Origin of the sequence: Bradyrhizobium sp. 160 (assembly GCF_023073735.1) — a bacterium.
In the GTDB taxonomy this organism is placed as follows: domain Bacteria; phylum Pseudomonadota; class Alphaproteobacteria; order Rhizobiales; family Xanthobacteraceae; genus Bradyrhizobium.
Map to the genome: position 1 here is coordinate 454,019 of NZ_JADPKD010000034.1, position 20,792 is coordinate 474,810.

18 protein-coding genes are annotated in these 20,792 nt (G+C 64.6%); 9 read left to right on the forward strand and 9 right to left on the reverse strand.

Going from position 1 to position 20,792, the window contains the following annotated elements:
- Positions 1 to 5: 5 nt before the first annotated feature.
- The 5 genes from IVA98_RS15930 to hpaR form a co-directional block, all read right to left on the reverse strand.
- Positions 6 to 3,281: a transglutaminase family protein gene (locus tag IVA98_RS15930; RefSeq protein WP_247355174.1), complete on the reverse strand. Its 3,276-nt coding sequence runs from the start codon at positions 3,279 to 3,281 to the stop codon at positions 6 to 8.
- A gap of 166 nt (positions 3,282 to 3,447) precedes the next feature.
- Entirely contained in the window at positions 3,448 to 4,971 is a 1,524-nt protein-coding gene (locus IVA98_RS15935) for a D-arabinonate dehydratase (RefSeq protein ID WP_247301349.1), read from the reverse strand.
- Positions 4,972 to 5,065: 94 nt separating this feature from the next.
- Entirely contained in the window at positions 5,066 to 5,842 is a 777-nt protein-coding gene (locus tag IVA98_RS15940) for an HpcH/HpaI aldolase family protein (protein WP_247278922.1), read from the reverse strand.
- 114 nt (positions 5,843 to 5,956) lie between these two features.
- Complete coding sequence (locus IVA98_RS15945; RefSeq protein ID WP_247301350.1) at positions 5,957 to 7,042, reverse strand: malate/lactate/ureidoglycolate dehydrogenase; 1,086 nt, start codon at positions 7,040 to 7,042, stop codon at positions 5,957 to 5,959.
- 118 nt (positions 7,043 to 7,160) lie between these two features.
- Entirely contained in the window at positions 7,161 to 7,679 is a 519-nt protein-coding gene (hpaR, locus tag IVA98_RS15950) for a homoprotocatechuate degradation operon regulator HpaR (protein ID WP_247301351.1), read from the reverse strand.
- Between the two features lie 111 nt (positions 7,680 to 7,790).
- Here hpaR and hpaH point away from each other — a divergent pair, with 111 nt between their 5' ends.
- The 6 genes from hpaH to IVA98_RS15980 all read left to right on the forward strand — a co-directional run bounded on the left by hpaH (position 7,791) and on the right by IVA98_RS15980 (position 14,197).
- Positions 7,791 to 8,597, forward strand: coding sequence for a 2-oxo-hept-4-ene-1,7-dioate hydratase (gene hpaH / locus IVA98_RS15955; RefSeq protein ID WP_247355175.1), 807 nt, complete (start codon positions 7,791 to 7,793; stop codon positions 8,595 to 8,597).
- 30 nt (positions 8,598 to 8,627) lie between these two features.
- On the forward strand, positions 8,628 to 9,026 hold the full coding sequence (locus IVA98_RS15960) for a 5-carboxymethyl-2-hydroxymuconate Delta-isomerase (RefSeq protein WP_247278926.1): 399 nt from the start codon (positions 8,628 to 8,630) through the stop codon (positions 9,024 to 9,026).
- The gene (gene hpaE, locus IVA98_RS15965; RefSeq protein WP_247355176.1) at positions 9,019 to 10,557 is read left to right on the forward strand and encodes a 5-carboxymethyl-2-hydroxymuconate semialdehyde dehydrogenase; all 1,539 of its coding nucleotides are present in this window, start codon (positions 9,019 to 9,021) and stop codon (positions 10,555 to 10,557) included. The genes IVA98_RS15960 and hpaE overlap by 8 nt, the downstream gene beginning before the upstream one ends.
- Positions 10,558 to 10,690: 133 nt before the next feature.
- Positions 10,691 to 11,674: a 3,4-dihydroxyphenylacetate 2,3-dioxygenase gene (hpaD, locus tag IVA98_RS15970; protein WP_247355177.1), complete on the forward strand. Its 984-nt coding sequence runs from the start codon at positions 10,691 to 10,693 to the stop codon at positions 11,672 to 11,674.
- Positions 11,674 to 12,543: a fumarylacetoacetate hydrolase family protein gene (locus tag IVA98_RS15975; RefSeq protein WP_247301355.1), complete on the forward strand. Its 870-nt coding sequence runs from the start codon at positions 11,674 to 11,676 to the stop codon at positions 12,541 to 12,543. Before hpaD ends, IVA98_RS15975 begins: the two co-directional genes overlap by 1 nt.
- Positions 12,544 to 12,568: 25 nt before the next feature.
- Positions 12,569 to 14,197, forward strand: coding sequence for a thiamine pyrophosphate-dependent enzyme (locus IVA98_RS15980; RefSeq protein ID WP_247301356.1), 1,629 nt, complete (start codon positions 12,569 to 12,571; stop codon positions 14,195 to 14,197).
- A gap of 122 nt (positions 14,198 to 14,319) precedes the next feature.
- Here the strand turns inward: IVA98_RS15980 and alkB are convergent, their stop codons facing one another.
- From alkB to IVA98_RS16000, 4 genes are all read right to left on the reverse strand, one after another.
- A complete protein-coding gene (gene alkB / locus IVA98_RS15985) occupies positions 14,320 to 14,973 on the reverse strand; it encodes a DNA oxidative demethylase AlkB (RefSeq protein WP_247355178.1) in 654 nt (217 codons plus the stop codon).
- 9 nt (positions 14,974 to 14,982) lie between these two features.
- Positions 14,983 to 15,729: a 2OG-Fe(II) oxygenase gene (locus IVA98_RS15990; RefSeq protein WP_247301359.1), complete on the reverse strand. Its 747-nt coding sequence runs from the start codon at positions 15,727 to 15,729 to the stop codon at positions 14,983 to 14,985.
- A gap of 183 nt (positions 15,730 to 15,912) precedes the next feature.
- A complete protein-coding gene (locus IVA98_RS15995; protein WP_247336453.1) occupies positions 15,913 to 16,599 on the reverse strand; it encodes a DUF2848 domain-containing protein in 687 nt (228 codons plus the stop codon).
- Positions 16,592 to 17,941: an amidase gene (locus tag IVA98_RS16000; protein WP_247301362.1), complete on the reverse strand. Its 1,350-nt coding sequence runs from the start codon at positions 17,939 to 17,941 to the stop codon at positions 16,592 to 16,594. The genes IVA98_RS15995 and IVA98_RS16000 overlap by 8 nt, the downstream gene beginning before the upstream one ends.
- A 178-nt stretch (positions 17,942 to 18,119) precedes the next feature.
- Between IVA98_RS16000 and IVA98_RS16005 the strand changes: the two genes are divergently transcribed.
- The 3 genes from IVA98_RS16005 (at position 18,120) to IVA98_RS16015 (ending at position 20,729) form a co-directional block, all read left to right on the forward strand.
- Positions 18,120 to 18,533, forward strand: a complete 414-nt coding sequence (locus IVA98_RS16005; protein WP_247276049.1) for a Zn-ribbon domain-containing OB-fold protein — start codon at positions 18,120 to 18,122, stop codon at positions 18,531 to 18,533.
- Positions 18,534 to 18,536: 3 nt separating this feature from the next.
- On the forward strand, positions 18,537 to 19,676 hold the full coding sequence (locus tag IVA98_RS16010) for a thiolase C-terminal domain-containing protein (protein WP_247301364.1): 1,140 nt from the start codon (positions 18,537 to 18,539) through the stop codon (positions 19,674 to 19,676).
- Between the two features lie 138 nt (positions 19,677 to 19,814).
- Positions 19,815 to 20,729: an SDR family oxidoreductase gene (locus IVA98_RS16015; RefSeq protein WP_247301366.1), complete on the forward strand. Its 915-nt coding sequence runs from the start codon at positions 19,815 to 19,817 to the stop codon at positions 20,727 to 20,729.
- Positions 20,730 to 20,792: the final 63 nt, after the last annotated feature.

The window sequence follows — 20,792 nt, forward strand, 5'->3', positions numbered from 1 at the left end:
CATACTCATTGCAGGAGCGGGGTCCGCAAGTCGAGGGTCAGCGGAAACTCATTTGTGCGTTCCTCGGGCGGCGGCTGTATTGGCCCAGGGGTATGGCCATGGTCCTGGAAGCGCGCCAGCCGCCGCGCCTCGGCTTCATAGGTGTTGACGGGCTTGGTATCGTAGTTGCGTCCGCCGGGATGGGCGACGTGGTAGACACAGCCGCCCAGCGAGCGGCCGTTCCAGGTGTCGATCAGGTCGAAGGTCAGCGGCGCATGGACCGGAATGGTCGGGTGCAGGCCGGAGGCCGGCTGCCAGGCCTTGAAGCGGACGCCGGCCACCGCTTCGCCGGAGCGCCCGGTCGAGGTCATCGGCAGGCGGCGGCCGTTGCAGGTGACGATGTGGCGACCCTCGACGAAGCCCTCGGCCTTGACCTGAAGCCGCTCGACCGATGAGTCCACATAGCGCACCGTGCCGCCGGCCGAACCCTCCTCGCCGAGCACGTGCCAGGGCTCCAGCGCCTGCCGCAGCTCCAGCGTCACGCCGCCATGATGGACCCGGCCGAAGGCGGGGAAGCGGAATTCGAGCTGGGCCAGATACCATTCCGGCTCGAAGGAATAACGGAACTGCTTCAGCTCGGTGAGCACGTCCTGAAAATCCTCCCAGATGAAATGCGGCAGCATGTAGCGATCATGCAACGCGGTGCCCCAGCGCACGAACTTACCTGCCAGCGGCTCGCGCCAGAACCTTGCGATCAGCGCGCGGATCAGGAGCTGCTGAGCCAGCGACATGCGCGGATCAGGCGGCATCTCGAGCGCGCGGAATTCGACCAGGCCGAGGCGGCCGGTCGAGCCTTCCGGCGAATAGAGCTTGTCGATGCAGATCTCGGCACGGTGGGTGTTGCCGGTGATGTCGACCAGCAGATGCCGGAACAGGCGATCCACCAGCCACAGCGGCGTCTGGGTCCCCGGCGGCGGCACATGCGACAGCGCGACCTCGAGCTCGTAGATGCTGTCGTGGCGCGCCTCGTCGATACGCGGCGCCTGGCTGGTCGGGCCGATGAACAGGCCGGAGAAGAAATAGGACAGCGACGGATGCCGCTGCCAGTACAGCACGAGGCTCTTCAAGAGATCGGGCCGCCGCAGGAACGGTGAGTCCTGCGGTGACGAGCCACCGACCACGACGTGATTGCCGCCGCCGGTGCCGGTATGGCGGCCGTCGACCAGGAAACGGTTGGCGCCGAGACGGATCTTGGCGGCATCCTCATAGAGCCCGACGGTGATGTCGACAGCCTGACGCCAATTCTTTGCCGGCTGGACGTTGACCTCGATCACGCCAGGGTCAGGCGTCACCTTGATGACGTCGATGCGCGGATCGAACGGCGGCGGATAACCCTCGACATGAACCTGGAGCTGCATCTCCTCGGCCGCGGCTTCGAGGGCCGCGACCAGCTCCAGATAATCCTCGATGCGCTCGACCGGCGGCAAGAAGGCGCAGAGCACGCCGTCGCGGACTTCGATCGACATCGCGGTGCGTACCGGCTCCGCTGCGTCGGGACTTTCCGGCGCCGGCCGCGGCGGCGGCGATTGCAGGCGTGGCATGCGCTCGAACACCGGCAGCTTGGTGCGCGGCTCCATCGGATCCTGCTCGACGACATAGGGATAGCGATCGGGCGGAACATATTCGAGCGCACTGAGCGGCAATCGCAGGCCGAGCGGGGAATCGCCGGGCATCAAGAACAGATGCTTGCGACGCAGCTTCCAGCGCTCGCTGCGCCAGCGCGGCGCTTCGGCGTTCCAGCGCTGCACCGGCAGCACGAAGCCCTTTGGCGTATTCAGCCCCTCGTCGAACACCCGCGCCATGCGGGCGCGCGCTTCCGGATCGGACAGCTTGGAATCCGAGGGATCGACGTTGATGGGAAGCTCCCCCTCCTTCTGCGACCAATAGGCGGGGTCTTCATAGGCCGGCATGATGTAGCCGGGATCGAGGCCGAGCCGTGCGACCGTTCCCTCCATGAAGGCCTCGGCGTCCTTGACGTTAGCGCGCCGCGGATTCTCGATCCTGGCGATGAGATCCGCATTCTTCCAGATCGGCACGCCGTCCTTGCGCCAATACAGGCCAAACGCCCAGCGCGGCAGGGTCTCGCCAGGATACCATTTGCCCTGGCCGAAGTGCAGCAGGCCGCCGGGCGCGAACCGCACGCGCAGGCGGCGGATCAGATCGTCGGCAACGGCACGCTTGGTCGGACCGACGGCGTCGATATTCCATTCCGCCGCCTCGAGATCGTCGACCGAGACGAAGGTCGGCTCGCCGCCCATGGTGAGCCGCACGTCGTGGGCGGCAAGATCGCCGTCCACCTGCTCGCCGAGATCGTTGAGCCGCGCCCAGGCTTCGTCAGAGAACGGTTTTGTGATGCGCGGCGCCTCGCGAATGCGCTTCACGCTCATGTCGAATGCGAACTCGACCTCGGCAAAGCCGGCGCCACCGGAGATCGGCGCGGCAGAGCGATAATGCGGTGTTGCGGCAACCGGGATGTGCCCCTCGCCGGCGAGCATACCGGAGGTCGCGTCGAACCCGATCCAGCCCGCGCCCGGAAGGTAGACCTCGGCCCAGGCGTGCAGATCGGTGAAATCGTTCTCAACCTCCGGCGGCCCCTCGATCGGATCGATGTCGGGACGGATCTGGACGAGATAGCCGGAGACGAAACGGGCGGCGAGCCCGAGATGGCGGAAGGTCTGGATCAAGAGCCAGGCGGAATCGCGGCACGAGCCGGCGCCGGACGTGAGCGTCTCCTCCGGAGACTGCACGCCCGGCTCCATGCGGATGATGTACCGGATCTTCTTCTGGAGCTCGCGATTGAGATCGACCAGGAAGTTGACGGTGTTCGGCGCTTCCTGTGGGATCGCATCGAGATATTGCGCAAACAAGCGATCAGGCTTGATGGTCTCGAGATAGGGCGCAAGCTCCGTCTTCAGGTCCTTCGGATAGTCGAACGGAAAACTGTCGGCATAAGGCTCGACGAAGAAGTCGAACGGATTGACCACGGTCATCTGCGCCGTGAAATCGACCTCGAGCTTCAGCTCGGTCGTCTTCTCCGGGAAGACGTAGCGCGCGAGCCAATTGCCCTGGGGGTCCTGTTGCCAGTTCACGAAATGATTGGATGGCGTGACCTTGAGCGAATAGCTCAGGATCGGCGTGCGAGTATGCGGCGCCGGCCGCAACCGGATGGTCTGCGGGCCGAGATCGATCGGGCGGTCGTATTTGTAGTGCGTGACGTGGTGTAGTGCGACGTAGATCGACACGGGGTGCGGTGCTCCAGCAGCTTTTTTGAGCAGAACACCTGATGTGAGCGCGATCAAGCACTAACAACGGGCAGTGCGTGCCTACGGCACGGGCGAGTGGTGAGTAGCGAATAGTGAATGGAGGAAGCGTGCGTGTATTCGCCACTCCCTATTCGCCATTCGCCCCCTACATCGTCGCGCCCAGCACCCAGGGGGCGAACTCGGCGCCGCCGAAGTCAAAACTCTCGCTCTTGGTCGGCTGTCCCGACGCCGTCTTGAGGATGAGATCGAAGATGCGCTGGCCGCACTGCTCGACGCTCTCCTCGCCTTCGAGGATGGTGCCGCAATTGACGTCCATGTCCTCTTCCATGCGCTTGTACATGGGCGTGTTGGTGGCGAGCTTGATCGACGGCGCCGGCTTGCAGCCGAACACACTGCCGCGCCCGGTCGTGAAGCAGACGAGATTGGCGCCGCCTGCGACCTGGCCGGTCGCTGCGACCGGGTCGTAGCCGGGCGTGTCCATAAAGACAAAACCCTTCTTGGTGACGGGCTCGGCGTAGCGCAGCACCTCGACGAGATTGGTGGTGCCGGCCTTCGCCATTGCGCCGAGCGATTTTTCCAGGATGGTGGTGAGGCCACCGGCCTTGTTGCCGGGGCTTGGATTGGCGTTCATCTCAGCGCCTTCGCGCGCGGTGTATTCGTCCCACCAGCGCATGAGGTCGACCAGCTTCTCGCCGACCTCACGGCTGACCGCGCGGCGCGTCAAGAGATGCTCGGCGCCATAGGTCTCCGGCGTTTCCGACAGGATCACGGTGCCGCCGTGACGGACGACGAGGTCGCTGGCAGCACCGAGCGCGGGATTGGCTGATACACCGGAATAGCCGTCCGAGCCGCCGCATTGCAGGGCCACGGTGAGTTCGCTGGCCGGCACGGATTCGCGCCTGACCTTGTTGGCATCGGCGAGCGCCTCGCGCACGAAGGCGATGCCCGCCTCCACCGTCTTGCGCGTGCCGCCGACCTCCTGGATGTCCATCGCACGCAGCCGGCCGGCGAGCTTCTGCTCTTCCATCAGGCCGCCGATCTGGTTCACCTCGCAACCGAGGCCGAGCACGATGACGTGAGAGAAATTGACGTGCCGCGCATAGCCACCGAGCGTGCGGCGGAGCAGCGCCAGCGGCTCGTTCTGCGTCATGCCGCAGCCGGTCTTGTGGGTCAGCGCGACCACGCCGTCGACGTTGGGGAAATCGGCCAGCGGGTTGTCGCCACTGAAGGGATTCTTCTTGAAGACGTCGGCAACGAGGCTGGCGACATGCGCGCTGCAATTCACCGAGGTGAGGATGCCGATATAGTTGCGCGTGGCGACGCGGCCGTCCGGACGGCGGATGCCCTCGAAGGTCGCCGGCAGGTCGAAATTCGGCGTCGGCTTGACGTCGGCGCAATAGGCATAGTCCTTGGCGAAATCGCCCATGCCGCAATTCTGCGTGTGGACGTGCTGGCCCGGCGCGATCGGCATCGTGGCAAAGCCGATGATCTGGCCGTAGCGCTTGATCGGCTCTCCCAATGCGATCGGCTTGATCGCGACCTTGTGGCCGGAGGGAATGCGATCGACCGTGATCACGCCGTCGGCGACCATCGTGCCGGGCGGCAGGCTCGCGCGCGCGATCACCACGCCATCATCGGGATGCAGGCGGATGACGAGGCTGATGGTCATGGGTATCTCCTTAGGCGAGTAGTGAGTAGCGAATGGCGAATGGAAAAGGGGAGTAGCCCTGTTCGCTACTCCCCATTCGCCATTCGCGGGTTTGTTACGCCTTCCCGCCTGATTCCTTGCGGGTCGCATTCACCTGCATCTTGGCGTAGGTCGTCATCAGACCGACCTCGTTCGACAACGTTACCAGCTTGAAGCCCATATTGATGGCGCGCGCTGCGCCTTCGGCGCCGCTGCAATGGATGCCCGGGTTGAGGCCGCGCTTGCCGCACTCCTTGATGATCTTCTCGTAGATCGCGAGGATCTCGGGCTCGCTGCGGTCGAGCTTGGGCTCGAGGCCGTAGGAGAAGCCGAGGTCGGACGGGCCGATATAGACGCCGTCGATGCCCTCGACGTCGAGGATCGCTTCCATGTTCTCGACCGCGGTCCTGGTCTCCATCATCGGCAACAGCACGATCTCGTCGTTGGCCGTCTTCTGGTAGGAGCCTGCAGTGCCGTACATGCCGGCGCGGATCGGACCGTTGGAGCGCACGCCCTTCGGCGGATATTTCGAATAGGAGACCAGGTTCCGGGCTTCCTGCGGCGTATTGACCATCGGGCAGATCACGCCATAGGCGCCGCCGTCGAGCACCTTGCCGATAATGCCGGGCTCGTTCCAGGGCACGCGGACCATCGGGGTGATCGGATGCTTGTCCATGGCCTGGAAGCACTGGACCATTGACAGATAGTCCTGCACGCCATGCTGCATGTCGACGGTGACGCTGTCGAAGCCGCATTGCGCGACCATCTCGGCCGAGAAGCCGGAGGGTATAGCGAGCCACGCGTTGACCACGGCCTTGCCCGACTTCCAGATTTCCTTGACCTTGTTCGCCACGTTGCCTTCCTTCTTTGTTGTTTGAACCTTCGTCACCATGACGAGCGCCGCGACAGCACAACCCCGCTGTTACCGCGAACTGGATCGCCGCGCTACGCTCCAAGGGCGCAAGACCTATGCGGTCGCCCTTTGGATGCTGACTTCGCTGACGCCGACCTCGCGGGCGGTGTTCACTATTGCCGCCCAGGTGTCATCCGGCAAGGGGATGCCGTGTTTCGTGCGTTCCGCGCGGGTTTTCCGCTCGGGATCGCCGGGAATCAGCACCTGATCGATGTCGGCCATCGGCTTGGTGGCGCGTATGAAATCGACATAGCGCGAGACTTCGCCGTCGAAAAGGTTGGAGGTATCGACCACCTTCGGATCGACATAGAACGCCAGCATGCCGTTGGCAAAGCGCCGCCCGCCCGATGTGGCCCCGGTTCCAGTCAGCGCACCGCCCAAGAGCTCGCATATGAAGGCGAGCCCCGATCCCTTGTGCTCGCCGAAGGCACGGATGGCGCCTGTGCCCTTGGTATGATCGCGCGGTCCCTCCGGCGTGTAGGGGCCGTAGAGCACGACTGGGTCCTCGCTCAGGCTGCCGTCGGAATCGACCAGCGCGCCCTTCGGCAGCTTTTTGCCGCCACGGCTTGCGACCAGCACCTTGCCTTCGGCGACGACCGAAGTCGCGAAGTCCAGCACGATCGGATCCTGACCCGCGCGGGGGATGCCGACGCAATATGGCGCAGTCGACAGCCGTTTCTCGACGCCGCCGAACGGCGCCACCAGCAGCGAGCCCGCCGCATTGACGAAGTGCACCGAGATCAGCCCTTCGGCGGCAGCCATCTCGGCCCAGTCGCCGACACGGCCGATATGGCCGGCGTTGCGCAGCGCGACCGCGGCAAGCCCCGCCTTCCTGCACTTGTCGATGCCGATCCGAACCGCCTGCGGCGTCACGGTCTGGCCGTAGCCGAACTTGCCGTCGACCACCGCGAGGGAGGGCGTGTCCAGCACCACTTCCGCGTTCTGGTTGGGCACGACCGCGCCGGATTTCTGCCAACGGATATAGACGGGCACGCGGATCACACCGTGACTGTCGTGGCCGGTCAGATTCGCTGTGGTGAGATAGCTGGCGATGCGCCTGGCTTCCTCCGGCGAGGACTGCGCATGCGCAAAGACCTCGCTGACGAAGTCGATCAGCTTCTGGACTTGAATGGTGACCATGACGGTCTGCTTACCTCTACCCGGCGCCGATTTTGCAGCGATCGGCTTGGGCGGCACTTTGAGCGAAAAAACGCGGCCATGTCCATGGCTCGCGCCGCGCGCTCGCGCATATCAGCTTTCACTCCTCGGCACTTGCCTCCTCGCCGCTGCCGAGCCCTGCGAGACTCTGTTCGAGCTCGCCTAGCATGTCCTGCAATTCAACGAGTTTGCGCCCGCCAAAGCGTCGCGTGATCTCGGCATAGATCGCCTCCGACGTCGGAGCCACGGAGGCCATCAGCTTCAAGCCTTCTTTCGAGATGGAGACCATGCTGCGGCGCTGGTCCGCCGTGGCGGTCTTGCGCTCGATCAGATTGCGCGCTTCGAGGTCGCGCAGGATGCGTGAGAGGCTCGGCCCGAGCAGGAACGCCGTGCGCGCGAGTTCCGTAACCTCGGCCGCCTCGATGGCGGCCAGCGCGCGCAGGATGCGCCATTGCTGCTCGGTCAAGCCGTGCTCGCGCAGTGAGGGGCGGAATTGCCGCATCACCGCCTCGCGTGCCCGCAGCAGCGACATCGGCAGTGAACGCGAGAAGTCGCGCATCGGCACCTGCCGCGCGGCAGGCGTGCTTTCGCCGGCGGGATCGGCGGGTTTCTTCGTCATGATACCCTTTCAAGCCGCAACATGTTTGCAATGCAGCAAGAGCGAATTGTGTTTGACGCATTCACTTAACATGTTAAGTATCTCCGGGCACCACGATTTGTAAGATCACAAATGGCGCTTTCCAACGACGATATCCAAGCTTGCGCAAGGCGTCTGCACCAGGCGGAGAAGACTCGCACGCAGATCCGGCAGCTCTCGCAGGATTTTCCTGGGATCACCATCGCTGACGCCTACGCGATTCAGAAGGCTTGGGTCGACGTCAAGATTGCCGAGGGGCGCATCGTCAAAGGTCACAAGATCGGACTGACCTCGAAGGCGATGCAGAGTGCGCTCGATATCGACGAGCCGGATTCCGGCGTGCTGCTCGACGATATGTTCTTTGCTGACGGCGGCCTCGTTCCGACCGAGCGCTTCATCGCGACTCGCGTCGAGGCGGAGCTCGCCTTCGTGATGAGCAAGCGCCTTTCAGGACCCGGCTGCACGATGTTCGACGTGCTCAACGCCACCGACTTCGTGCTGCCGGCGCTGGAGATCTTGGACACCCGCATCGAGCGCGTTGATGCCAGGACCAAAGCGGCGCGGAAGATTTTCGACACCATCGCCGACAACGCGGCGAATGCCGGCATCGTGCTCGGCGGGCGGCCGATACGGCCGCTGGACGCCGATTTGCGCTGGATCGGCGCGCTGTGTTTCCGGAATGGCCAGCTCGAGGAAACCGGACTTGCCGCCGGGGTGCTCAACCATCCCGCAACCGCCGTGGCCTGGCTCGCGAACAAGATCGCACCGCTCGGCCATGCGCTGGAGCCCGGACAGGTCGTGCTCGCCGGCTCCTTCATCCGCCCGATCGAGACCCGCAAGGGCGACACAATTCAGGCCGATTATGGCGCCTACGGCTCGGTGAGCTGCTACTTCGCTTAGGCGGACAAGAAGACAGGGAGTGAAACCGCGATGCCGCATTTCACCATCGAATATTCCGCCAATCTCGACGGCCGCCTCGACATGGGTTTGGTATGTGAAGTCGTGCGCAAGGCAGCGGTCGAGACCGGCATCTTCCCGCTCGGCGGCATCCGCGTTCGCGCCGTCAGGTGCGAGCATTACGCGATCGCGGACGCGCGGCAGGACTACGGCTTTCTCGACATGGTGTTGCGCATCGGCGAGGGCCGCGATCTCAAGACGCGCCAGAAAGCCGGCGAGCACGTGTTCCAGGCGCTCTCAAAACATCTCGATCCCGTCTTCGCTGCCAGCAAGTTCGCCTTGTCGTTCGACATGCAGATCAACGACAAGGACACGAGCTGGAAGCGCAACAACATCCACGACGCCCTGAAAGTGGAGGCCGCAAATGGATAAGCCCGCGCCAAAAGCCGACGTGTTCCAGGCCAACCGCGACCGCCTCGCACCGCTGCTGAAAACGCTCCGCGCGGACGGCATCGGTCACACGATCGACGGCAAGATCGTGCCCTCGATCTCTGGCGAGACCTTCGAGACCAAGTCGCCGATCGATGGCGCGACGCTCGCGAGCGTCGCCCGCGGCAACGCCGAGGACATCGATCGTGCGGCCACTGCTGCCGCGCTGGCCTTCAAATCCTGGCGCGATATGGGCCCGGCTATGCGGCGCAAGCTGCTGCATCGGGTCGCCGACGCGATCGAGGACAATGCCGATGACATCGCGGTGCTCGAATGCATCGACAGCGGCCAAGCCTATCGCTTCATGGCCAAGGCCGCCGTCCGCGCCGCCGAGAATTTTCGGTTCTTCGCCGACAAATGCGCCGAGGCGCGCGACGGCCTCAACACGCCGAGCGACGAGCACTGGAATGTCTCGACGCGCGTGCCGATCGGCCCAGTCGGCGTGATCACGCCGTGGAACACGCCGTTCATGCTCTCGACCTGGAAGATCGCCCCTGCCCTGGCAGCCGGCTGCACCGTCGTGCACAAGCCCGCCGAGTGGTCACCGGTGACGGCCTCCATTCTGGCGAAGCTCGTCAAGGATGCCGGCATTCCCGATGGCGTGCTCAACACCGTGCACGGCTTTGGTGAAGAGGCCGGAAAGGCGTTGACCGAGCATCCCGCCATCAAGGCGATCGGCTTCGTCGGCGAGAGTGCGACGGGCTCGGCGATCATGATCCAGGGCGCGCCGACCTTGAAGCGCGTGCATTTCGAGCTCGGCGGCAAGAACCCCGTGATCGTGTTCGATGACGCCGATCTCGACCGCGCGCTCGATGCGGTGGTGTTCATGATCTACTCGCTCAATGGCGAGCGCTGCACCTCCTCCAGCCGCCTGCTGATTCAGCAGAGCATCGCCGAGACATTCGTGGAGAAGCTGACCGCGCGCGTGAAGGCGCTGAAGGTCGGCCACCCCCTCGATCCCGCAACCGAGATCGGGCCGCTGATCCACCAGCGTCACCTCGCAAAAGTTTGCTCTTATTTCGACGTCGCGCGCCAGGACGGCGCGACGATCGCGGTCGGCGGCAAGCCCTGTGACGGCCCCGGCGGCGGACATTACGTCGAGCCGACGCTGGTGACCGGTGCGCATGGCAAGATGCGGGTGGCGCAGGAGGAGGTGTTCGGCCCCTTCCTGACCGTGTTGCCGTTCCGTGACGAGGCGGACGCGATCGAGATCGCCAACGACATTCGCTATGGCCTCACCGGCTATGTCTGGACCAACGACATGGGCCGCGCCCTGCGCGTCGCGGACGCGCTGGAGGCCGGCATGATCTGGCTGAACTCGGAAAACGTCCGCCACCTGCCGACGCCGTTCGGCGGCATGAAGGCCTCAGGCATCGGCCGCGACGGCGGCGACTATTCGTTCGACTTCTACATGGAAACCAAGCACGTCTCGCTGGCGCGGGGCACGCACAAGATTCAGAAATTGGGAATTTAACGCAGTGTCATTCCGGGGCGGCTCGAAGAGCCGAACCCGGAATCCATTGTGCAGCAGAGTTCGTGGATGAATGGATTCCGGGTTCGCGCTTCGCACGCCCCGGAATGACGAAGCCGAGAGAGGGGAAACGCAAATGCCCATACCGCAACACGTCTTCGAGCCGCCGTTCAACATCATCCGCTCCAGCCATGTCGTGCTCGACGTCACCGATCTGAAGCTGAGCCGCGAGTTCTACGAGACCAGCGTTGGCCTGCATGTGGAGGACGCCGACGACAATGTCGTTTATTTGCGCGGAGCTGAAGAGCATCAGCATCACTCGCTCGTCCTGCGCAAGGCCGCAGCGCCCGCCTGCGCGCGGCTCGGCTTTAAGGTCGGCAACGACAAGGATCTCGACAAGGCGGCCGCATTCCTGTCCGAGAACGGTCTCGCCTACGGCTTCGCGGACCAGCCGTTCCAGGGCCGCACTCTGCAATTCACGGATCCCTTCGGTTTCCAGATCGAGCTCTATGCAGCGATGGACCGACGCCCACACCTCTTGCGCCGCTACGATCTCTACAGAGGCTGCCACCCGCAGCGGCTCGACCATTTCAACGTCTTCGCCGCCGAGGTGCAGGACACCCTCGATTTCTACGCCCGGCTCGGCTTCCGCCTGACCGAATATGCCGAGGAGGACGGACCGAACGGACGTATCGCCGCAGCCTGGATGCATCGCAAGGGCAACGTCCACGACTTCGCCATCACCAACGGCAAGGGCCCTCGCCTGCACCACTTCGCCTATTGGACGCCGACGGCGATGAACATCATCCATCTCTGCGACGTTATGGCCTCCCAGGGCTTCGTGAAGAACATCGAGCGCGGCCCCGGACGCCACGGCATCTCGAATGCGTTCTTCCTTTATGTGCGCGACCCTGACGGCCACCGGCTCGAGCTCTACACCAGCGACTACTTCACGGGCGATCACGACCACGAGCCGCTGCGCTGGTCGCTGCGCGATCCGCGCCGGCAGACGCTGTGGGGTGCCCCCGCGCCGCGCTCCTGGTTCGAGCAGGGCTCGCCCTTCACTGGCCAGGCCGTGCGCGAGCCGAAATTCGTGGCCGACGTGCTGGTGGCAGACTGATGACACTCCGTCGCCTCGCCACCTATTCCGTCAAGGGGGCAACGCGCTACGGCGCGGTCGTCCATAGCGGCGTGGTCGATCTCTCCGCGCGCCACGCCAAGGATTTTCCGACGCTGCGCGAGGTGATCGCGGCCGGGAAGCTGACGAGCTTTGCTGAGGAAGCCGCAGGCCGCACGCCGGATCATGCCCTCCGCGAGATCACCTTTCTGCCGCCAGTGCCCGCGCCGGAAAAGATCATCTGCATCGGCGTCAACTATCCCGACCGCAACGCCGAGTACAAGGACGGCCAGGACGCGCCGAAATACCCGAGCATGTTCATGCGGAGCCCACGCTCCTTCGTCGGCCATGGCACGCCGCTGGTGCGGCCGCGCGCCTCCGCTCAGCTCGACTATGAAGGCGAGATCGTGCTGGTGATCGGCAAGGAAGGCCGGCATATTCCGGAAAGCGCAGCGCTCGATCACATCGCCGCGCTCACACTCTGCAACGAAGGCTCGGTGCGCGACTGGCTGCGTCATGCCAAGTTTAACGTGACGCAGGGCAAGAACTTTGATTCCAGCGGCAGCCTTGGGCCATGGCTCGTGCCCTACACAACGGAATCCCAGATCGCCGACATTCGCCTCACCACGCATGTCAACGGTGAGCTCAGGCAGGACGATCGCACCAGCCGCTTGATGTTCCCGTTCCGCTACCTCATCAGCTATATCTCGACCTTTGCCACCCTCGTCCCCGGCGACATCATCGTCACGGGCACGCCGACCGGTGCCGGCGCGCGGTTCGATCCGCCGCGCTACCTGAAGCCCGGCGACGTGATCGAGATCGAAGCAGAAGGCATCGGGCTTTTGCGCAACGGCGTCGTCGACGAAGCCTGATCAACCATCGAAGTGGAATAGCACCATGACCACCCTCACCGGCGGCGAAGCGATCGTAAGCGGCCTCGTCGCCCACGGCGTCGACACCGTGTTCGGCCTGCCCGGCGCGCAGGTCTACGGCCTGTTCGATGCCTTCCACCAGGCCCAGCTCAAGGTGATCGGCGCGCGGCACGAGCAGGCCTGCGGCTACATGGCGTTCGGCTATGCGCGCTCCAGCGACAAGCCCGGCGTGTTCAGCGTGGTGCCCGGCCCCGGCGTGCTCAACGCCAGCGCGGCGTTGCTCACCGCGTTCGGCTGCAACGAGCCGGTGCTCTGCGTCACCGGCCAGGTGCCGACGCCATTTTTGGGCAAGGGTCGCGGCCATCTGCACGAGATGCCGGACCAGCTCGCGACCCTGCGCACCTATGTGAAATGGGCAGATCGTGTCGAATATCCCGGCAATGCGCCGACGGTCGTCGCGCGCGCCTTTCAGGAGATGATGTCGGGGCGGCGCGGGCCTGCGTCTGTCGAGATGCCCTGGGACGTCTTCACCCAGCGCGCCGAAACCGCGGCCGCACAGGTGCTGGAGCCGCTGCCCGCGCCGCAGCCTGATCCTGACCTGATCAAGCAGGCCGCCGCGCTGATCAAGACCAGCAAGGCGCCGATGATCTTCGTCGGCAGCGGCGCGATCGGGGCGCGCGAGGAGATCCTCGAGCTCGCCGAGATGATCGATGCGCCCGTCGTTGCCTTCCGCAGCGGCCGCGGCATCGTCTCCAATGCGCACGAACTCGGACTCACCATGGCCGCGGCCTATAAGCTGTGGTCGAACACTGATTTGATGATCGCAATCGGCACCCGCGCGGAGCTGCCGGCCTCTGGCTTTCGCTGGCCCTATCAGCCGAAGGGATTGAGATCCATTCGGATCGATATCGATCCGGCCGAGATGCGCCGGCTCGCCTCCGATACCGCCATTGTCGCCGATGCCAAGGCTGGCACGGCCGATCTCGTCACCGCCGTGAAGAAGGCCGGCTATGCGAGAAGCCGCGGCCGGCGGGGAGACATCCGCGAGGCCACCGCAACCGCGCAACAGGAAATCCAGCGCATCCAGCCGCAGATGGCGTATCTCAACATCCTGCGCGAGGTGCTGCCGGCGAATGCGATCGTGACAGATGAATTATCGCAGTTCGGCTTCGCCTCCTGGTACGGCTTTCCGGTCTATCAGCCGCGCACCTTTATCACGTCAGGCTATCAGGGCACGCTCGGCTCGGGCTTTCCGACCGCGCTTGGCGCCAAGGTCGCGAACCCTGACAAACCCGTCGTCGCCATCACCGGCGACGGCGGCTTCATGTTCGGCGTGCAGGAGCTCTCGACCGCCGTGCAGTTCAACATCGGCGTGGTGACGCTGGTGTTCAACAACAACGCCTACGGCAATGTCCGGCGCGACCAGCGCGAACGTTTTGAAGGCCGCGTGGTGGCGTCGGATCTCGTCAATCCGGATTTCGTCAAGCTCGCCGAATCCTTCGGCGTTGCCGCTGCGCGCGTCACCGCCCTGGACCAGTTCAAGGCGGCGATGGAAAAGGCGCTGGCACATGGCGGGCCATATCTGATCTCGGTGGAAGTGACGCGGGACTCCGAAGTCAGTCCCTGGGCGTTCATTCACCCGCCAAAGCCGTAGTTGTCCTCATGGTGAGGAGGCGCGAAGCGCCGTCTCGAACCATGAGGGCCTCCGCTGCGGCGGCTCGGGCCTTCATCCTTCGAGACGCTTGCTTCGCAAGCTCCTCACGATGAGGGGATGGACTAGCGTGTTTGTCGAAACGTCAAATTGATTCGCTCCTGGCCGAGCAGCGCGTGCTCGCCGTCGGCGAGCGGCGCGACGCCGTGATAAGCGAGCCTGCTAGTCCCGCCCCAGACCACGACGTCGCCATGGACGAGCCGGAAACGCCGCAGCTTGTCGCTACGCGCCATGCCGCCGAACAGGAAGGTTGCGGGCAGGCCGAGCGAGACCGAGACGATCGGGGCCGAATAGTCGAGCTCGTCCTTGTCCTGATGCAGCGACAGCCGCGTGCCGGGCTCGTAGCGGTTGACGAGGCAGGCATCGGGCGCGAAGTCTTTGAAGCCGCCCTGCTCCGCCGCGCGGCGGGCGAGATCACGGAACACTGCGGGCATCGCCGGCCAATGCGCGCCGGTTCGCGGATCGATCGGATCATAGCGATAGCCGGTGTGATCGGTGATCCAGCCGCGCTTGCCGCAATTGGTCATCGCCACCGACATCTGATAGCCGCCGGGCGTGGTCATGCGCCGAAACGGCGATTGCGCCACGATGGCGCGCACGGCTTCGATCAGCTCGCTCTCGATCGGCGTGACGAAGCCGCGCAGAAGCACGGCGCCGTCGGCGATCTCCTCGCGCGATGGCTGCGCCTCGGCGACGCTATCGAACAAATCCGCAGTCAATCGCCTCACTCATTTGGCATCATGGAAGATCACACCCAGCGTGTGGCGCTGGCCGGAGCGAATCCGGCTGACGCCGTGACGCAAGTTAACCCGGTATGTCCCGCGTGTCCCCTGCACCGGGCGGTGATGCACGGCGAAGGCGACAGCGTCGCCCTGCGCCAGCGGCACCACCTCGGCGCGCGACTGCATGCGCGGCCGCTGCTCGGTCAGCACGAACTCGCCGCCGGCGAAGTCGCGCCCCGGCTCTGACAGCAGGATCGCGACCTGGATCGGGAACACATGCTCACCATACAGATCCTGGTGCAGGCAATTGTAGTCGCCGGCCTCATATTGCAGCAGCAGCGGCGTCGGCCGGCTCTGGCCTGCTTCGTGGCAGCGCTTGAGGAACGCCGCATGCGCGGCCGGATAGCGGATGTCGATCCCCATCGCCTCGTTCCAGCGATTGGCGACGCCCTGAAGCCGCGCATAAAGCGCCGGGCGCAATTGCGCAATCGGGTCGGGGAGCGGGTAAGAGAAGTACTTGTATTCGCCGCGGCCAAAGCCGTGGCGCCCCATGACGATGCGGCTGCGGAAGTGCGTGTCGTCTGGATAGAGCGCGGCGATACTACGGCATTGCTCCGGCGTCAGCAGGTCTTTCAGGACGGCGCAACCCTGGGCGTCGAGTTCGGCGGTGATTTGCGGCCAGTCGAGGGCGTTGACGTGGGCGGAAAGGTCGGCGGATGGCTTCTGGGGTGATTTGCGTGCGGTCATTGTCATAACAATCACCTTTGCAGTCCGAGGTTCACCCTGCCACCCGATTTCCGATGACTGTCTCTCCGTCAATGCGAGCTTCGCGAAGCAATCCACAATCCCGCCGCGGCACCAGTCTGGATCGCTTCGTCGCAAGGACTCCTCGCAATGACGCGGAGATAGTTGCGTTCGCAATGATGGTTGAGAGCATTAACCCCTCACGGGCAGCATCACCACGTCATAGCCGTGCTTGATCGTTCGCTTCAGCACGGGATCTTCCAGCTCGAATTCGAACCGGTCGGCAGGGCGGATGCCGCCCTTAGCGGCGAAGGTGCCGCCGAACATGGCGCAGCCGTCGGGCAGCTTCCCGCCCGGAAAGCCGCGTGCGATGAGCTCAGTGACCGGGAGCATGGCGTCGAGGGTGCCCTCCTGATAGAGCACGCGCTCGCCGTTGATCGTGGCGTAGGAGCGCAGGATCATCTTGTCCCAATGGCCGATGACGTCCTCGAGCTCCCACAGCGTCGACGCGATCGGCTTGTCGCACATCTGCTTGGACACTGTGACGTTATAGGCCTCGACCTTGCGGTCGGTGTGATCGGAGCCGCAGCCGACGAAGATGCGGCCCTGCCACCCGAGCAGCACGAACTCCACCTCGCCGGACGAATCGCCGCCGGTGCATTCGATGCGGTCTTCCATCGTCAGCCGCCGCGCCGAGACGCGATAGTAGATCGGCGTTGAGGCCGGCCGGGCGATGCCGACGGCCTCGAGCTCGGCGATGTGCTTGTCGCGCGCGACGGGATCGCGGCCGGTCCAGCCGGCGATGACGGCTTGGTCGATCGCCAGCGTCAGCGGCGTTGTGGTGTCCTGGGCGTCGACGGTGAAGGTCAGGTCAAACACGGATTACGGCCTCCATGCCGGCAGCAAGCTCGAAGATGCGGCGATCGGTCCCGCCCGCCCCCGCCAGCATCAAGCCGACAGGAACGTGGCCCTCGCGATGCGCAGGCAGCGAGATGGCGCAGCCGTCGATCAGGTTGATCAGGCTGCAATTACGCAAGGCGCGGAGATTTTCGCGGGCGAATGCCTGGTCGTTGGCGAGATCGGCGATTTTCGGCGGTGTGTTGGGCGTCGTCGGCAGCACCAGCGCGTCATAAGGCGCAATCCGCGCATTGACGCGGGCGATCAGCGAGCGGCGCTCGTTGAGCAGATCGATGTAATCGGCCGCGCTCTGCACCTCGCCGCGCATGATGCGCACGGCGACCCTGGGATCATAGACGTCGCCCTTCGCTGTGATGAGATAGCGATGCCAGGCATAGCTTTCGGAAGCTGCAAAGCCGCCTTTGGCGTTCATCGGGCCGATATCGCGGAATTCAGCCATTTCGATGCGCTCGACCATGGCGCCGTGATCGGCGAGCGCCTTCAGCGCGCGCTCGAAAGTCTCGGAGACCTGTGCATCGAGGTCGTCGAGCGCGATCGTGGTCGGTACCGCCAGCCGCAAGCCCTGGATCGGCCGCGGCTTGAGCGGAACGATCGGCTCGTTGGCCAGCACCGCGTCGAGTATGGCACAGCAACTGACCGATCGCGCCAGCGGCCCGATGCTATCGAGCGAGAACGACAGCGGCACCGCGCCGTCGAGCGGCACACGGCGCTGCGTCGGCTTGTAGCCGACGATGCCGTTGAAGGCGGCCGGAATCCGGCAGGAGCCGCCGGTGTCGGTGCCGAGGGCGCCATGCGCCATGCCATCGAGCACGGACACTGCCGCGCCCGAGGACGAGCCGCCGGGCACATGGCCCTCTGCCCGGTTCCAGGCGCCCTTCGGCGTCCCATAGTGCGGATTGATGCCGATGCCGGAATAGGCGAACTCGGTCATGTTGGTGCGCCCGATCACGACGAAACCGGCTTTGCGCAGCCGGGCCACTGCGACCGCGTCCTGCTCGGCCGGTGAGGAATCGTCGAGCGCGCGGGAGCCGGCGCGCGTCACCTGGCCCCTGATGTCGAAGAGATCCTTGATCGAGATCGGGATGCCGGCATAGCGCGACGGCGCCGCGTTGGCCTTGCGCAAGCCGTCCATCGCGTCAGCGGCCGCGAGCGCAGCATCCTTGTCGACATGGATGAAGGCGCGCTGGCCTTCGCCGGCCGGATCGGCGATCCTGGCGATGCACGCCTCCACCAGCTTACGGGAGGTCGTGCGGCCGCCTTCGAGGTCTCCGGCGAGCTTCGCCAGTGTCGGAAAATCGGGCATGTCTGTCTCACGGAATATTGGCGCGCGCAATCTATAGCGCCGGCCGAGGTCGACACAAGCATTGTGCGCATGATGGCATGCATGCGCATTGCTGGACCGTTGACGCACTATAGTCGATTGTCGCATCAAGATCGAAACAGGCGGGCGCGAAGCCTGTCTCTTGGGAGGAGCTGCCGATATGGCCGAACCGCAGCGCGCGCGACCGAAACCCACGCCAGAGACCCAGCATTTCTGGGACGGCACGAAGGCGGGCGAATTGCGCCTCCAGCGCTGCGACGCCTGCGCGCATATCTACTTCCCGCCGCGCCCGTTCTGTCCGTCCTGCGCCTCGCGCAAGGTCTCGGTGTTCAAGGCGAGCGGCAATGGTTTTCTCTACAGCTACGTGATCAACCACCGTCCCGCTGCGCCCGGCTTCACGCCGCCTTACGCGATCGCCGTGGTCGAGCTCGATGAGGGGCCGCGAATGATGAGCAACATCATCGACTGTCCGCAGACGCCAGAAGCGCTTGAGCTCGATATGAAGCTCGAGGTCGCCTTTGAGAAGCTCGACGACAACATCACCCTTCCCGTCTTTCGTCCGGCGAAGGGCTAAGCCATGCGCAAGAACCAGGTTGCCGTCGTCGGCGCGGCCGAGACCACCGAGCTCGGTGTCATCCCCAATGCCTCGCAGCTCCAGCTCCACGCCGACGCGGCGCTCAATGCTATTGCCGATGCCGGGCTGAAGCTCTCCGACATCGACGGATTTGCGACCGCGGTCGAAACGCCACAGCAGGTCTGCCATTATCTAGGCATCAAGCCCACCTGGGTGGACGGCACTTCCGTCGGCGGCTGCTCCTTCATGCTGCACGTGCGCCACGCGGCCGCGGCGATCGAGGCCGGCCTGTGCAAGACCGTGCTGATCACCCATGCCGAGAGCGGCAAGTCGATGATCGGCAAATTGCCGCGCTCGACGCCGGCAGACAGCCTTAACGGCCAGTTCGAGGCGCCCTATGGGGTCTACGGCCCGCCCAGCATGTTCCCGATCCCCGTGCTGCGCTTCATGAAGACCTACGGCATCACGCACGAGCAGCTCGCTTCGGTCGCGGTGGTGCAGCGGGAATGGGCGGCCAAAAACCCGCGCGCGATGATGAAGGAGCCGATCACGGTCGCGGACGTGCTCAACTCGCGCATGATCGCCTATCCGTTCCGCCTGCTCCAGTGCTGCCTCGTCACCGACGGCGGCGGCGCGCTGATCCTGACCTCGGCCGACCGAGCCAAGGATTTTCCGAGGAAGCCGGTCTACATCATGGGCACTGGCGAGAGCGTGGAAACACCGATGGTCAGCCAGATGGAGACGTTCAATTCCTCGCGCGCGTTCAAGACCGCAGGGCCCCTCGCCTTCAAGGAGGCCGGCATCGCGCACAAGGACGTCGACCATCTCATGATCTACGACGCGTTTGCACATCTGCCGCTGTTCGGGCTCGGCGACCTCGGCTTCATGCCCTATGAGGAAACGGGCAAGTTCATTGCGGACGGCAACACGCGGCCCGGGGCTAAGCTGCCGCTCAACACCAATGGCGGTGGCTTGAGCTATATGCATTCGGGCATGTACGGCATGTACGCGCTCCAGGAGAGCGTGCGGCAGATGCGTGGCATCGCGCCGGCACAGGTGCCGAACGCGAAGGTTTCGGTGTGCCACGGCGTCGGCGGCATGTTCGCGGCGAGTGGCACGATCGTGTTTACGAACGAGAGGTAAGGCGGCTCGGCAATGCCCAGCCGTCATTGCCGGGCTTGACCCGGCAATCCATCCTCTTCTGAAGATGGATGCGCGGGTCAAGCCCGCGCGTGACGAACTGGGGTTGCCGCGACCGCGGAAACAACACGGAGAACCCACATGACGAAATCACTGCAAGACAAGGTCATCATCGTCACCGGCGCAGGCCGCGGCATCGGGCGGGAGATCGCGCTGCTTTGCGCCGCGGAAGGCGCCAAGGTCGTCGTCAACGATCCCGGCGCCGCCGCTGATGGGGCCGGCTCGAACGCGGCGCCCGCCGAAGAAGTGGTCGAGGAGATCAAGAAGCGCGGCGGCATTGCCGTTGCCAATTTCGAGTCGGTGGCCGAAGCCATTCCCGCGAGCAAGATCGTGAAGACCGCGACCGACCATTTCGGCCGGCTCGACGGCGTCGTCAACAATGCCGGCATCCTGCGCGACATGATCTTCCACAAGATGAGCGTGGAGGCCTTCGAGGCGGTCATCAAGGTGCATTTGATGGGCTCGTTCTATGTCTCCCACGCCGCGGCGCGGATCTTCCGCGAGCAGGAGTCGGGCTCCTTCGTCCATTTCACCTCGACCTCCGGCCTGATCGGCAATTTCGGCCAAGCCAACTATGCCGCCGCCAAGCTCGGCATCGTCGGCCTGTCCAAGTCGATCGCGCTCGACATGGGCCGTTTCAACGTTCGCTCCAACTGCGTCTCGCCGTTCGCCTGGACCCGCATGATCGGCACCATCCCGACCGAGACCGAAGCCGAAAAAGCGCGGGTCGAGAAGATCAAGCAGATGGGACCGGAGAAGATCGCCCCGCTCTGCGGCTATCTGCTGGGCGATTCCGCCAGGGACGTCACCGGGCAGATCTTTGGCGTGCGCATGAACGAGATCTTCCTGTTCAGCCAGAACCGTCCGATCCGCTCGGTGCAGCGAAGCGACGGCTGGACGCCGCAGTCGATCGCGGAACACGGCATGCCGGCACTGAAGGGATCGTTCTACAAGCTCGACCGCTCGGCCGACATCTTCACCTGGGATCCCGTCTAGCTGGAGTCCAAGCTATTGCTGCATCGCGGTCTCCAGTTGTTCGGCCGGGATCGCCCGCTTTAC